The organism is Streptomyces sp. Isolate_45 (genome assembly GCF_024721315.2).
Classification (GTDB): Bacteria; Actinomycetota; Actinomycetes; order Streptomycetales; family Streptomycetaceae; genus Streptomyces.
Genome location: NZ_JANFAK020000193.1, coordinates 1 through 13,867, shown reverse-complemented (window position 1 = coordinate 13,867; position 13,867 = coordinate 1). Strand labels below are relative to the sequence as shown.

Sequence of the window (13,867 nt, the reverse complement as noted above, 5' to 3'; positions counted from 1 at the left end):
CCCCCCCCCCCCCAATTTTTAATGAAACGGCGACCACCGATTTATACACTTGCTGGAACAGTGTTGCCGTACACGACGCTCTTCCGATCTCTCGCGCGGGGTGCGGGCCGGGGCGCCGGCTCGCGGGGTGCGGGCCGGGCGGGTGGGGGCCGGGGGGAGTTGGCCCTTGAGGGGGCCCCAGTCGTTCGGGTCGGGTACGCCCGGCGGGAGCATCTGGCGGCGCTTCGGGGCGTCGGGGTCGTGGCCTTCGCCGGGTTCCTTGGCGCCGGGCCAGGCCTTGGCGACGCGCGCCGCGAGGACGAAGTCCTTGCGCAACGGGTGTCCCTCGAAGTTCTCGGGGAGCAGCAGCGGCACCAGGTGGGGGTGGTCGGTGAAGGTCACCCCGAACATCTCGAACGTCTCCCGCTCGTGCCATTCCGCGCCGGCGTAGACGGCGACGGCGGAGGGCAGGGAGGGGGCGCCGTGCGGGACGGTGGTGCGCAGCAGGAGGCGGCGTACGCGGTGGTTCTCCAGGGAGACCAGGTGTGCGCAGATCCGGAAGCCGGTGCCGGGTTCGTCGACGGCGCTCAGCCAGTCGAAGTAGGTGCAGCCCAGCTTGTCGCGGGCGATTTCGAGGGAGGGGATCCAGGAGCCGACGGGGACGTCCACCGTGAGGACCTCGTACGCGAACGAGGCGACGGCCTCGGCTCCGAAGACGGCCGGGGCGGCGTCGGGCAGGGAGTCGTAGAGGTTCACGCGCCGGCTCCGGGGGTGGCGGGCGGGGGCGTGACCAGGCCGCTGGTGAGCTGGGCGACGGAGGGGCCCGCGGCATAGCGTTCCGCGAGGGACTCTCTGGCGATCTTCTCCTGGAGCTTCAGGATGCCCTGGAGGAGGGCTTCGGGGCGCGGCGGGCAGCCGGGTACGTACACGTCGACGGGGATGATCTGGTCGACGCCCTTGGTCACGGAGTACGAGTCCCAGTACGGGCCGCCGCAGTTGGAGCAGGCGCCGAAGGAGATGACGTACTTCGGCTCCGGCATCTGCTCGTAGAGCCGCTTGACGGCCGGGGCCATCTTGTCCGTGACCGTGCCCGAGACGATCATCAGGTCGGCCTGGCGCGGGCCGGGCGCGAAGGGGATCACGCCGAGGCGGATGAAGTCGTGCCGCGCCATGGACGCGGCGATGAACTCGATGGCGCAGCAGGCGAGGCCGAAGTTGAAGACCCACAGGCTGTAGCGGCGTCCCCAGTTGAGGACCACCTTCATCGGTTCCGGGGCGAGCCGGGAGAGGACTCCCAGGCGCTTGGGTTCCGGGAGCAGCTGGGGCTCGGCGGGGCTCGCGGCCGGTGCCTGGGCCGGTGTCACGTCCATTCGAGGACGCCCTTCTTGTACGCGTAGAGCAGGCCGACGGCCAGGAACCCGAGGAAGATGAACATCTCGACGAGGGTCGTGGCGCCGTAGCCGGCGGCGGCGAACACCGTCGCCCAGGGGAACAGGAAGATGGAGTCGACGGCGAAGATGACGTACAGGAACGCGTAGACGTAGTAGCGGACCTGGGTGTGTGCCCAGCCCTCGCCGACGGGGTCCACGCCGCACTCGTAGGTCAGCAGCTTTTCCGGCGTCGGGACGACGGGCCGCAGCAGGCGGCCGGCGCCGAAGGCGACGGCGACGAACAGCACGCCGAGGACGGCGAGCAGCCCGACGACCGAATAGCTCCGGAAATAGTCCGCGGCGAGCACGGTCACGGTCGATACCGTTGGGTCGGGCACGTCCGTTCCTCGCTTCTCGGCCACTGTCGACGGTGTTGTTGATCTGGTACGGACGGGAGTCTAGGGCCTGGGCCCGGCGGGGTGGGGTTATCCCCCGTTCACTGGCGCCTGGCTACCCCATGGCACCGGCGCCGCCGAATTGGCAGGCTGTGGCCCATGACAGTGAACGATCAAGCCTCCCCTCCGCCGGTGCGCCCGGCCTTCGACGTGGTGACGTGGAAGGAGATCGCTTACCTGCTGAGCAACCTTCCGGTGGCGCTGATCGGCTTCGTTTACACGGTTGTCATGATTTCGACGGCGGGTGGTCTGTCGGTGACCGCGATCGGTCTGCCGCTGCTCGCATGCGTGCTCTACGGGTCACGGCAGCTCGGGAAGCTCGATCGCGCGCGGGCGCGGGGACTGCTGGGCGTACGGGTGGACGAGCCGACTCCGCTTCCCGGTCCGAAGCGGTCGGGCGGGTTCTTCCCCTGGCTGTGGGCGGCCGTCAAGGACCCGGTGGCCTGGCGGACGGTGCTGTACGAGCTGGTCAGGCTGCCGTGGGGGGTGCTGACCTTCACCGTCGCGCTGACCGGACTGTTCGTGCTGTGGCCGGTGCTGCCGTACGTGGTGCGCGCGATGGCGAACGTGGACCGCGCGATGGTGCGGGGCCTGCTGTCGCCGTCCGACGAGTTGGAGCGACGCATCGCGGCGCTGGAGTCGGGTCGGGGGGTGGTCGTGGACACGGCGGCGGCGGACCTGCGGCGCATCGAACGGGACCTGCACGACGGGGCCCAGGCGCGGCTGGTGGCGCTGGCGATGGGGCTGGGTCTGGCGAAGGAGAAGCTGCTGGAGGACCCGGAGGGGGCGGCGGCGATGGTCGACGAGGCGCACGGAGAGGTGAAGCTGGCGTTGCAGGAGCTGCGCGACCTCGCGCGGGGCATCCACCCCGCGGTGCTGACGGACCGGGGGCTGGACGCGGCGCTGTCGTCGGTGGCCTCGCGGTGCGTGGTGCCGGTGAAGGTGGCGGTCGACCTGCCGGGGCGGCCGGCGGAGGCGATCGAGGGGATCGCCTACTTCGTGGTGTCGGAGTTGCTCCAGAACGTCAGCAAGCACGCGGGGGCGCGGGGTGCGAGCGTCGAGGTGTGGCGGTCGGAGAAGCGGCTGCTGATCCGCGTGTCGGACGACGGGCGGGGCGGGGCGCGGCTGTCCGGGGGCACCGGCATGGCGGGCCTCGCCGAGCGGCTGGGGGCGGTGGACGGCGTCTTCGTCCTGGACTCCCCCGAGGGCCGGGGCACGGTCGTGACGGCGGAGCTGCCGTGGCGCGACCGCACGTAGGCCCTGCCGGGCATCACCGGGACCCCCGTCCGCACGCCGGCCGGGGGTCCCGGCCGTCCCGCGTCGGGCCGGGAGTCCGGGTCCGGAACCGGCCGGGAGTCCGGCCGCCCCGCATCCGACCGGGGGTCCGTCCAGCCTCGGGCTCCCGTCCGCATGCCGGACCCGGTCGAGGCGCTCGCCCACATCCTGGACACCGCGCGGGTGCCCGAACGGGCGGCGGGGTGGGGATAACCCCCCGATGCGGACGCCCACCTGCCGCATGGTCCGGGCCCTGCCCGCGACGGCAGTGTGGAGGCATACCGGGACACCGGGCATGACGTGAAGGGCGGGTCGGGACATGGGCAACGGCGAGGACACCGGTCGGGTGGCCGTCGAGGTACTGCGGGCGCCCCTGGCGGCGCGGACCTGGCGGGAGTTCGGGTACCTGCTCATCGGCCTGCCGCTGAGCACCCTGTACTTCTCGCTGGCCGTCGCCGGGGTGAGCCTCGGCGCCGGGCTGCTGGTGACCTTCGTCGGCGTGCCGGTGCTGGCGGGCGTGCTGGCGATGTGCCGGGGGTTCGGGCAGGTGGAGCGGGCCCGGGTGCGGGGCCTGCTGCGGGTGCCGCTAGCCGATCCGGCTCCGGTCCGGGCGGCCAAGGGTGGACTGCTGCCGGCCGTGGGGGCGCTGCTCAAGAGCGGCAGCGCCTGGCGGCACCTGCTGTACTCGGTGGTCCACTTTCCGTGGGCGCTGTTCGCGTTCGTCCTGTCGCTCACGCTGTGGGCGGCCGGATGGGGCTACCTGCTGTACCCGCTGTGGTTCTGGGTGATCCCCGCCTTCACCGATCAGCCGGGCCTCCAGCTGTTCCAGAACGACGACTACTCCTTCTACCTCGACTCGCCGCTCGCCATCGTGGTCACCAGCCTGATCGGGCTCGCCGTCACCCTGGCCACGCCGTGGGTCATCCGCGCGCTGGCCACCGTCGACCGGGTCCTCGTGGTCGGGCTGCTGGGCCCGTCCCGCCTGGACAGCCGGGTCACGGAGCTGGAGGCCGACCGCGGGGTGGTCGTGGACACGGCGGCGGCGGACCTGCGGCGCATCGAACGCGATCTGCACGACGGGGCGCAGGCCCGGCTGGTGGCGCTGGCCATGGACCTGGGGCTGGCGAAGGAGAAGCTGGCCGAGGACCCGCGGGCCGCCGCCCGCATGGTCGACGAGGCTCACGGGGAGGTGAAGGTCGCCCTCCAGGAACTGCGCGACCTCGCCCGCGGCATCCACCCGGCCGTCCTGACCGACCGCGGCCTGGACGCGGCCCTGTCGTCGGTGGCCTCGCGGTGCGCGGTCCCCGTGCGGGTGGCGGTGGACCTGCCGGCCCGCCCGGCGGCCGCGATCGAGGGGATCGCGTACTTCACCGTTTCCGAGCTGCTGCAGAACGTCAGCAAGCACGCGCGGGCCGGGTCGGCCTCCGTCGACGTGTGGAAGTCCGGGGAGCGCCTGCTGATCCAGGTCGCGGACGACGGGCGGGGCGGGGCCGGCGTCGGCGCCGGGAGCGGGCTGGCGGGGCTGACCGAGCGGCTGGACGCCGTGGACGGCGTACTGGTCGTCGATTCCGCCGCCGGACACGGGACGACGGTCACCGCGGAACTGCCCTGGCGGCCCTGACCCACGACTCCGCGGGCACACCGCACCGCACCACCGCACCGCCCGAGGGCCCCGGCGCGCCGCGCCGCCGGGGCCCTTCGCGTTCCCGGAAACTCCCTCCGTACGCGGACGTGTTGGCCGGACCGGACCGTTCCGGGTCGTTCCGGGCCACCGGGCTGGGATGCTTGGCCATGCCGGGCACGCCCGGTGACGGATGTGGGTGTGCGGACGACGAGTGACGATGCGGGAGCTGCTGAACGTGGACGACAGGGTGCGGGTGGTCATCGCCGAGGATTCAGTGCTGCTCCGTGAGGGCCTGACCCGGCTGCTGACCGACCGGGGGCATGACGTCGTGGCAGGCGTCGGGGACGCGGAAGCCCTGATCAAGACGGTGGCGGAGCTGGCGGCGGAGGACGCGCTGCCGGACGTGGTGGTGGCCGACGTGCGGATGCCGCCGACGCACACCGACGAGGGGGTGCGGGCGGCCGTGCGGCTGCGCCGCGAGTACCCGGGGATCGGGGTGCTCGTGCTGTCCCAGTACGTGGAGGAGCAGTACGCCACCGAACTGCTGGCCGGTTCCACCACCGGTGTGGGCTACCTGCTGAAGGACCGGGTGGCCGAGGTGCGGGAGTTCCTGGACGCGGTGGTGCGGGTGGCCCGGGGCGGTACGGCACTGGACCCCGAGGTCGTCGCCCAGCTGCTGGGCCGCAGCCGGAAGCAGGACGTACTGGCGGGGCTGACCCCCCGCGAGCGCGAGGTGCTGGGGCTGATGGCGGAAGGACGGACCAATTCCGCCGTGGCGAAACAGCTGGTGGTGAGCGACGGGGCGGTGGAGAAGCACGTCAGCAATATCTTCATGAAGCTCGGGCTGTCCCCGAGTGACGGGGATCACCGGCGCGTTCTGGCGGTGCTCACCTATCTGAAATCTTGATCGACTGACACCCTGTCAGGTACGAACGGTCGAGCAGGAACGGCGACGGTGTCGGCGGGTCGCGCAGGTCGGCCCCCGATGTCGCCTCCGGGAGGTTAGGAATATCCGTGTAGAGCACGACATCCGCTGGACACATGGTCCAGCGAGATGTTCCACGATGTGGGAAACCCAGGGTTGGACATCCCCACGGACGTAGGGTTGGCCTTGGGAACGAACGCCCAGCCTCGAAGGAGGTCCAGTTCAGTGACCAGCCAGGTCAGTAGCCCGGCCGAGCAGGCCGACGGGGCCGGAGGAGCCATCGCGGGGCAGCGCGCAGCGCCCCGTACGGATGGATCCGGCAAGGAAATCCGCCGCGTCGATCGTGTGATCATCCGTTTCGCGGGTGATTCGGGTGACGGTATGCAGCTGACGGGTGACCGTTTCACTTCGGAGACGGCGTCTTTCGGTAACGACCTTTCGACGCTGCCGAACTTTCCGGCGGAGATCAGGGCGCCCGCGGGGACGCTGCCGGGGGTGTCGTCGTTCCAGTTGCATTTCGCGGATCACGACATCCTGACGCCGGGGGACGCTCCGAACGTGCTGGTCGCGATGAATCCGGCGGCGTTGAAGGCGAACATCGCCGATGTCCCGCGCGGCGCGGAGATCATCGTCAATACGGACGAGTTCACGAAGCGTCCGATGGCGAAGGTCGGTTATGAGACGTCGCCGTTGGAGGACGGGTCGCTGGACGCCTACAGCATCCATCGGGTGCCGTTGACGACGTTGACGGTGGAGGCGCTGAAGGACTTCGGGTTGTCGCGGAAGGAGGCCGAGCGCAGCAAGAACATGTTCGCGTTGGGTCTGCTGTCGTGGATGTATCACCGGCCGACGGAGGGGACGGAGGCGTTCCTGCGGCAGAAGTTCGCGAAGAGGCCGCAGATCGCGGAGGCGAACATCGTCGCGTTCCGGGCGGGCTGGAACTTCGGGGAGACGACGGAGGACTTCGCGGTCTCCTACGAGGTCGCGCCGGCCGGTGACGCGTTCCCGGCGGGTACCTACCGCAACATCTCGGGGAACCTGGCCCTGTCGTACGGGTTGATCGCGGCGGGTCGGCAGGCGGACCTGCCGTTGTATCTGGGGTCGTATCCGATCACCCCGGCGTCGGACATCCTGCACGAGCTGAGCCGGCACAAGAACTTCGGGGTGCGGACCTTCCAGGCGGAGGACGAGATCGCGGGGATCGGGGCGGCGCTGGGCGCGGCGTTCGGTGGGGCGTTGGCGGTGACGACGACGTCGGGGCCGGGTGTGGCGTTGAAGTCGGAGACGATCGGGTTGGCGGTGTCGTTGGAGTTGCCGCTGTTGATCGTGGACATCCAACGTGGTGGGCCCTCGACGGGGTTGCCGACCAAGACGGAGCAGGCCGATCTGTTGCAGGCGATGTACGGGCGCAACGGTGAGGCGCCGGTCCCGATCGTCGCCCCGCGGACCCCGGCGGACTGTTTCGACGCGGCGCTGGAGGCGGCGCGGATCGCGCTGACGTATCGGACGCCGGTGTTCCTGCTGTCGGACGGCTACCTCGCCAACGGCTCCGAGCCCTGGCGGATCCCGGACGTGGCGGACCTGCCCGACCTCACGGTGCAGTTCGCCACCGAACCGAACCACACCCTCGCGGACGGCACCGAGGTGTACTGGCCCTACAAGCGGGACCCGCTCACCCTGGCCCGCCCCTGGGCGGTACCGGGTACGGCGGGGCTGGAGCACCGGATCGGCGGGATCGAGAAGCAGGACGGCACGGGCAACATCTCCTACGACCCGGCCAACCACGACTTCATGGTCCGCACCCGCCAGGCCAAGATCGACAACATTCAGGTGCCCGACCTCCGGGTCGACGACCCCACCGGCGCCCGGACCCTCGTCCTGGGCTGGGGCTCCACCTACGGCCCCATCACCGCCGCCGTCCGCCGCCTGCGCACCGCCGGCACCCCCATCGCGCAGGCCCACCTGCGCCACGTCAACCCCTTCCCGAGGAATCTCGGCGAGGTCCTGAAGCGTTACGACAAGGTAGTGGTGCCTGAGATGAACCTCGGGCAGCTGGCCACCCTGATCCGGGCGAAGTACTTGGTCGACGCCCAGTCGTACAACCAGGTCAACGGCATGCCCTTCAAGGCGGAACAGCTCGCGACGGTTCTCAAGGAGGCCATCGATGACTGAAGTGACCGACGCCCCCACCCTGCTGTCACTGGTGCCCAAGGCCGAGGCCAAACAGTCCATGAAGGACTTCAAGTCGGACCAGGAGGTCCGTTGGTGTCCCGGCTGCGGTGACTACGCCGTCCTCGCCGCCGTCCAGGGCTTCATGCCCGAGCTGGGACTGGCCAAGGAGAACATCGTCTTCGTCTCCGGCATCGGCTGCTCCTCCCGCTTCCCGTACTACATGAACACCTACGGGATGCACTCCATCCACGGCCGCGCCCCCGCCATCGCCACCGGACTCGCCACCTCCCGCCGCGACCTGTCCGTCTGGGTCGTCACCGGCGACGGCGACGCCCTCTCCATCGGCGGCAACCACCTCATCCACGCCCTACGCCGCAACGTCAACCTCAAGATCCTCCTCTTCAACAACAGGATCTACGGCCTCACCAAAGGCCAGTACTCCCCCACCAGCGAACTCGGCAAGATCACCAAATCCACCCCCATGGGCTCCCTCGACGCCCCTTTCAACCCCATCAGCCTCGCCATCGGAGCCGAAGCCACCTTCGTCGCCCGCACCATCGACTCCGACCGCAAACACCTCACCGACGTCCTGCGCCAGGCCGCCGACCACCAGGGCACCGCACTCGTCGAGATCTACCAGAACTGCAACATCTTCAACGACGGCGCCTTCGACATCCTCAAGGACAACGAACAGGCCCAGGAAGCCGTGATCCGCCTCGAACACGGCCGCCCCATCCGCTTCGGCGCCGACAACGACAAGGGCGTCGCACGCGATCCGGCCACCGGCGACCTCCACGTCATCGAGATCACCCCGGACAACGAACACCGCGTCCTGATCCACGACGCCCACACCGCCTCCCCCACCACCGCCTTCGCCCTCTCCCGCCTCGCCGACCCCGACACCCTCCACCACACCCCCATCGGCGTCCTGCGCAGCACCCAACGCCCCGTCTACGACACCCTCATGGCCGAGCAGTTGGACACCGCCGTCGACCAGCGGGGCAAGGGCGATCTGGCGACGCTGCTGGCGGGCGCCGACACCTGGACCGTCGCCGACTAGGCAGCGGACGGCGGCGCCAGGCCGGCCGCGGACCGGCGGCAGGCAGGCAGGACGAGGCCCGGACCCGTTACGGGGTCCGGGCCTCGTCGTGCGCCGCGCGGGCCTCGTCGTAGGCCGCGCGGGCGCCCTGGACCTCGGCCGTGCGGCGTTCCGTCCAGCGCGCGAGGGCCCACACCTGTTCGGCGGCCTCCCGGCCGAGTTCCGTCAGCGTGTAGTCGACGTGCGGCGGGATCACGGGGTGCGCGTGGCGCAGGACGAAGCCGTCGCGCTCCAGCGTCCGCAGGGTCTGGGCGAGCATCTTCTCGCTGACGCCGCCCACCTCCCGGCGCAGTTCGCTGAAGCGGTGGGAGCGCTCGACGAGGGCGGCGAGCACGAGCACGCCCCAGCGGCTGGTGACGTGCTCCAGGATGCCGCGCGAGGGGCACACCGGGGTCCGGACGTCGGCTGCTTTCCCAGGGGTGCTCGGGATACTTACCTTCATGCCAGTACCTTACTTCGAAGTGGGTACTTTCCAATGGTTAGCGCTCTCCGTAGGGTGGTGTCATCCACCTCGAACAGGAGCACACCATGAGCATCGTCGTCACCGGAGCCACCGGATCCCTGGGCCGCCTCGTCATCGAGGAGCTGCTGAACCGGGTCCCCGCCGACCGCGTCGCCGCAGTCGTCCGCGACGAGGAGAAGGCCGCCGACCTCGCCGCGCGCGGCGTCGAGGTGCGGGTCGCCGACTACGACGACCCCGCGAGCCTGGCCCGCGCCTTCCGGGCCGGGGACCGGGTCCTGCTGATCTCCGGAAACCAGGTCGGCCGCCGCGTCCCGCAGCACACGGCCGTCATCAAGGCCGCCGAGGCGGCCGGCGTCGCCCAGCTGGCGTACACCGGGATCCTCGGCGGACCCGAGGCCGACTTCGACCTGGCGGCCGAGCACAAGGTCACCGAGCAGGCGATCCTCGACTCCGCGCTCCCCCACACCTTCCTGCGCAACGGCTGGTACCACGAGAACTACACCGCCCAGCTGCCCGGCGTCCTGGCGCACGGCGCCGTCGTCGGCAGCGCGGGCGAGGGCCGGATCGCCTCCGCGGCGCGGGCCGACTACGCGGCGGCCGCCGCGGCCGTGCTGACCGGCGACGAGCACCTGAACCGGGTCTACGAGCTCTCCGGCGACACCGCCTGGAGCCTGGCCGAGTACGCCGCCGAGGTGGCCCGGCAGTCCGGCAAGGAGGTCGCGTACGCCTCGGTGGCCGCCGACGAGCACCAGGCGGTCCTGACCGGCGCCGGGGTCCCCGAGGGCTTCGCGGCGATCCTGGTCGACGTCGACGCGGCCATCGCGCGCGGCCGGCTGGCCGGTACGAGCGGGGACCTGGCGCGGCTGATCGGCCGGCCGACGACCCCGGTGGCCGCGGCCATCACCGCCGCCCTGGCCTGATCCGGATCACCCACGGCGACCGGCCGGGGCGACCCGGCCGACCGGCCGTCTCACCCATCGAGATGTCATGAGTATCTCGCTTATACGGGCATGACATCGGACCCGTGCGGCGCTACCGTCGTTGAGTTGTGAGATTGGCCTGAAGTAGCACTGGAGGACCCGTGAAGGCGGATAACGAGCAGCGCACGGGATTGCTCTCCGGATTCGGCGCGTACGGCCTGTGGGGCCTCGTGCCCCTCTTCTGGCCACTGCTCAAGCCCTCGGGCGCGGTCGAGATCCTGGCCCACCGGATGGTGTGGTCGCTGGCCGTCGTCGGGATCGCCCTGCTGGCGCTGCGCCGCTGGAGCTGGATACGCGAGCTGGCCCGACAGCCCCGCAAGCTCGGCCTGACGGCGCTCGCGGCCTCCGTCATCAGCGTGAACTGGGGCCTTTACATCTGGGCGGTCAACAACGGGCAGGTCGTCGAGGCCAGCCTCGGCTACTTCATCAACCCGCTGGTCACCATCGCGATCGGCGTCCTGGTGCTCGGGGAGCGGCTGCGCCGGGCCCAGTGGGCGGCCGTCGGTATCGGCTTCGCGGCCGTGGTGGTGCTCGCCGTCGGGTACGGGCGGCCGCCGTGGATCTCGCTGGTCCTGGCCTTCTCCTTCGCCGCGTACGGGCTGATCAAGAAGAAGCTCGACATGGGCGGCCTGGAGTCGCTGACCGCGGAGACGGCGCTGCTGTTCCCGCCGGCCCTCGCCTACCTGCTGTGGCTGGGGGTCCAGGGTGACTCGACCTTCGCCACGGAAGGCATGGGGCATTCCCTGCTGCTGGCCGCGACGGGCCTGGTCACCGCGATCCCGCTGGTGCTCTTCGGGGCGGCCGCGATCCGGGTGCCGCTGTCCACGCTGGGGCTGCTCCAGTACATGGCCCCGGTGTTCCAGTTCGGGCTCGGCGTCCTGTACTTCCACGAGGCGATGCCGCCCGAGCGCTGGGCGGGCTTCTCCCTGGTGTGGGCCGCCCTCGCGATCCTGACCTGGGACGCGCTGCGCACTTCCCGCAGGTCGCGGGCCCGACTCGCGGCCGCCGCGGCGACGGCGCTCGGCGCCGGCCCGCAGGAGGTCCCGTCGGAGACCTCGCGGACCGCGCCCCGGGAAGGCCTTCGCGAGGCCCCCGCCCCGGCGCCCGCCGCGACCCTCGCCGACGGGCCCGCCGGCTCTCCCCCGCAGACCCGCGAACCGGCGTAACACCGTCCCCTTCGCCCACCCGATCCCCGGTACGGACCATCCGTACCGGGGATCGTCCGTTTTCCGAACCGCCCTGACCGGATTGTGGTCTTGACGGATTGTCATGCTCTCGCTGAACATCAGGCTCGCACTGACGCACTACAAGCTCACCTGCTCTATCCCCGCACGTTCCGTCTCATCCCCATACGGAATCCCGGAGCCCCCACATGAGCCTGTCCGTCTCCCGGCGCCTCGCTGCCGTGACCGCGATCGCGGTCACCGGTCTGCTGGGCGCCACCGCCCCCGCCGCACTCGCCGCACCCACGGCGGTCACCGCGGCACCCACCCCGCCCGACATCCCGCTGGCCAACGTCAAGGCCCACCTGACGCAGCTGCAGACGATCGCCACCAACAACGGCGGCAACCGCGCGCACGGCAGGGCCGGGTACAAGGCGTCCATCGACTACGTGAAGGCCAAGCTGGACGCGGCCGGCTTCACCACCACGCTCCAGACCTTCACCTCCAGCGGAGCCACCGGGTACAACCTGATCGCCGACTGGCCGGGCGGTGACCCCAACTCGGTGCTGATGTCCGGCGCGCACCTGGACTCGGTGACCTCGGGCGCGGGCATCAACGACAACGGTTCGGGCAGCGCGGCAGTCCTGGAGACCGCCCTCGCCGTGTCGCGGGCGGGCCTCCAGCCGACGAAGCACCTGCGCTTCGGCTGGTGGGGCGCGGAGGAGCTGGGCCTGGTCGGCTCGAAGTACTACGTCAACAACCTGCCGACGGCCGAGCGGGCCAAGTTCGCCGGGTACCTGAACTTCGACATGATCGGCTCGCCGAACCCGGGTTACTTCGTCTACGACGACGACCCGACCATCGAGCAGACGTTCAAGAACTACTACGCCGGCCTCGGCGTGGCGACGGAGATCGAGACCGAGGGCGACGGCCGCTCGGACCACGCGTCCTTCAAGAACGTGGGCATTCCCGTCGGCGGTCTGTTCACCGGCGCCAGCAACAGCAAGACGTCGGCGCAGGCTCAGAAGTGGGGCGGCACGGCCGGTCAGTCCTTCGACCGCTGCTACCACTCCTCCTGCGACAACACGTCGAACATCAACGACACCGCACTGGACCGCAACGCGGACGCCATCGCCTACGCGGTCTGGAACCTCGGGGCGTCCACCCCGGTCCCGCCGGGCCCGTCGTTCGAGAACACGACGGACGTGAACATCCCGGACTCCCCCGCCGCCGGGGTGAACTCGCCGATCACGGTGTCCGGCGTCGCCGGCAACGCGCCCGCCACCACCAAGGTCGACGTGAACATCGTCCACACCTACCGCGGTGACCTCCAGATCGACCTGATCGCCCCCGACGGCACGGCGTACCGGCTGAAGAACTCCGGCTCGGACTCCGCCGACAACGTCATCGCCTCGTACACGGTGAACGCGTCGAGCGAGGTGGCGAACGGGGTCTGGAAGCTCCAGGTCAAGGACGTGGCCGCGCAGGACGTCGGCTACATCAACAGCTGGAAGATCACCTTCTAGTGAAGTGCCCGGCGCCGCTCCCGACGGGGCGGCGCCGGCGCGGGACGTCCCGGTCCCGGAGCTACGCGTCCTCCGCGCTGGAGCGCAACGACGCGGGCAGCGGCTCCTGGATCCGGGCGCGAAGTTCCTCGGCGACGGCCCCGATGTCGGCGCGGCCGAGCTTCGCGGCCTCCACGAGGTCGCCGAGCTCCTCCGGTGTCGGCAGTTGCCTGGCCCCGGCCACCCGCAGGTACGAGCGGGTGGCCGCGGCCGCGTAGAACTCGTTCATCGGGGATTCGAGCGCGGGGCAGACGGCCAGCGTGTGCAGGAACGCGGCGGCCCGCCAGGCGGTGTCGGGGGCGGGCTGCTCGGGGACCAGCACCAGGTCGTTCTGGTGCCGGGCGACGGCGGCGGCCACCCCGGAGGGGTCCCATACGGCGGGATCCGACGGCAGGTGGTGGGCGAGGGCAGTCCAGGCCCACTCCATGGTGATCTTCAATTGCCGAACCGCTCCTGGAAGTAGCTCCAGTGATCGGCGAACTCCTCGATGCCGGTGAGGAACGTCTTGCGGTCCTCGTCGAGTTCGCGCTCCGTCACCTCGGTGATCAGTGCGGTGACCGTCGTGCCCAGCGCCGCCGCGCGTGCCTTGAGGCGCTCGTGGAACTCTTCGTCCAGGCGAATGGTGACGTGTCTCGACATGGCCATCACGGTACAGCGGCCTTGCTGTACGCAGGAGGGGAACGGCAGAAGGGTGGGGGGGGGGGCCCCCACCCCCCCCCCCCCCCCGCCGGGGGGGGGGCCCCCCGCGCCGCCCCCCCACCCCCCCCCCCCCCCCCCGCAAATTCCCCCTACCCACA

13 protein-coding genes and 1 pseudogene are annotated in these 13,867 nt (G+C 70.8%); 8 read left to right on the top strand and 6 right to left on the bottom strand.

The annotated features are described in order from the left end of the window. Nucleotides 1–117: 117 nt before the first annotated feature. From NOD94_RS35785 to NOD94_RS35775, 3 genes and pseudogenes are all read right to left on the bottom strand, one after another. Nucleotides 118–735 (bottom strand): annotated as a pseudogene (locus NOD94_RS35785) (NADH-quinone oxidoreductase subunit C); the annotation flags it as partial. Then, nucleotides 732–1,349, bottom strand: coding sequence for an NADH-quinone oxidoreductase subunit B (locus NOD94_RS35780; protein WP_281210399.1), 618 nt, complete (start codon nucleotides 1,347–1,349; stop codon nucleotides 732–734). The gene NOD94_RS35780 and the pseudogene NOD94_RS35785, both read right to left, overlap by 4 nt. Further along, complete coding sequence (locus NOD94_RS35775) at nucleotides 1,340–1,747, bottom strand: NADH-quinone oxidoreductase subunit A (RefSeq protein WP_030163040.1); 408 nt, start codon at nucleotides 1,745–1,747, stop codon at nucleotides 1,340–1,342. The genes NOD94_RS35780 and NOD94_RS35775 overlap by 10 nt, the downstream gene beginning before the upstream one ends. Before the next feature lie 156 nt (nucleotides 1,748–1,903). Here NOD94_RS35775 and NOD94_RS35770 point away from each other — a divergent pair, with 156 nt between their 5' ends. The 5 genes from NOD94_RS35770 (at nucleotide 1,904) to NOD94_RS35750 (ending at nucleotide 8,860) form a co-directional block, all read left to right on the top strand. Then, nucleotides 1,904–3,061, top strand: a complete 1,158-nt coding sequence (locus tag NOD94_RS35770) for a sensor histidine kinase (protein ID WP_281210398.1) — start codon at nucleotides 1,904–1,906, stop codon at nucleotides 3,059–3,061. Nucleotides 3,062–3,398: 337 nt separating this feature from the next. Continuing rightward, a complete protein-coding gene (locus NOD94_RS35765; protein ID WP_281210397.1) occupies nucleotides 3,399–4,700 on the top strand; it encodes a sensor histidine kinase in 1,302 nt (433 codons plus the stop codon). A 250-nt stretch (nucleotides 4,701–4,950) separates the two neighbouring features. Continuing rightward, on the top strand, nucleotides 4,951–5,610 hold the full coding sequence (locus NOD94_RS35760; protein ID WP_281210401.1) for a response regulator transcription factor: 660 nt from the start codon (nucleotides 4,951–4,953) through the stop codon (nucleotides 5,608–5,610). A 243-nt stretch (nucleotides 5,611–5,853) separates the two neighbouring features. Continuing rightward, nucleotides 5,854–7,800, top strand: coding sequence for a 2-oxoacid:acceptor oxidoreductase subunit alpha (locus tag NOD94_RS35755; RefSeq protein ID WP_281210396.1), 1,947 nt, complete (start codon nucleotides 5,854–5,856; stop codon nucleotides 7,798–7,800). 1 nt (nucleotide 7,801) lies between these two features. Beyond that, nucleotides 7,802–8,860, top strand: a complete 1,059-nt coding sequence (locus NOD94_RS35750) for a 2-oxoacid:ferredoxin oxidoreductase subunit beta (RefSeq protein ID WP_281210400.1) — start codon at nucleotides 7,802–7,804, stop codon at nucleotides 8,858–8,860. Between the two features lie 67 nt (nucleotides 8,861–8,927). Here the strand turns inward: NOD94_RS35750 and NOD94_RS35745 are convergent, their stop codons facing one another. Beyond that, complete coding sequence (locus tag NOD94_RS35745; RefSeq protein ID WP_281210395.1) at nucleotides 8,928–9,341, bottom strand: helix-turn-helix domain-containing protein; 414 nt, start codon at nucleotides 9,339–9,341, stop codon at nucleotides 8,928–8,930. An 86-nt stretch (nucleotides 9,342–9,427) separates the two neighbouring features. Between NOD94_RS35745 and NOD94_RS35740 the strand changes: the two genes are divergently transcribed. The 3 genes from NOD94_RS35740 to NOD94_RS35730 all read left to right on the top strand — a co-directional run bounded on the left by NOD94_RS35740 (nucleotide 9,428) and on the right by NOD94_RS35730 (nucleotide 13,031). After that, nucleotides 9,428–10,282 (top strand): SDR family oxidoreductase, encoded by an 855-nt coding sequence (locus NOD94_RS35740; RefSeq protein WP_281210394.1) that lies wholly within the window; start codon nucleotides 9,428–9,430, stop codon nucleotides 10,280–10,282. 161 nt (nucleotides 10,283–10,443) lie between these two features. Beyond that, entirely contained in the window at nucleotides 10,444–11,508 is a 1,065-nt protein-coding gene (gene rarD, locus NOD94_RS35735; protein WP_281210393.1) for an EamA family transporter RarD, read from the top strand. Between the two features lie 206 nt (nucleotides 11,509–11,714). After that, nucleotides 11,715–13,031, top strand: a complete 1,317-nt coding sequence (locus tag NOD94_RS35730; RefSeq protein WP_281210392.1) for a M28 family metallopeptidase — start codon at nucleotides 11,715–11,717, stop codon at nucleotides 13,029–13,031. Between the two features lie 61 nt (nucleotides 13,032–13,092). Here the strand turns inward: NOD94_RS35730 and NOD94_RS35725 are convergent, their stop codons facing one another. Beyond that, nucleotides 13,093–13,509 carry a hypothetical protein gene (locus tag NOD94_RS35725; protein WP_281210391.1) on the bottom strand — a complete coding sequence of 139 codons (417 nt, stop codon included), beginning with the start codon at nucleotides 13,507–13,509 and terminating at the stop codon, nucleotides 13,093–13,095. Continuing rightward, nucleotides 13,506–13,709 (bottom strand): hypothetical protein, encoded by a 204-nt coding sequence (locus NOD94_RS35720; protein WP_281210390.1) that lies wholly within the window; start codon nucleotides 13,707–13,709, stop codon nucleotides 13,506–13,508. Before NOD94_RS35720 ends, NOD94_RS35725 begins: the two co-directional genes overlap by 4 nt. Nucleotides 13,710–13,867: the final 158 nt, after the last annotated feature.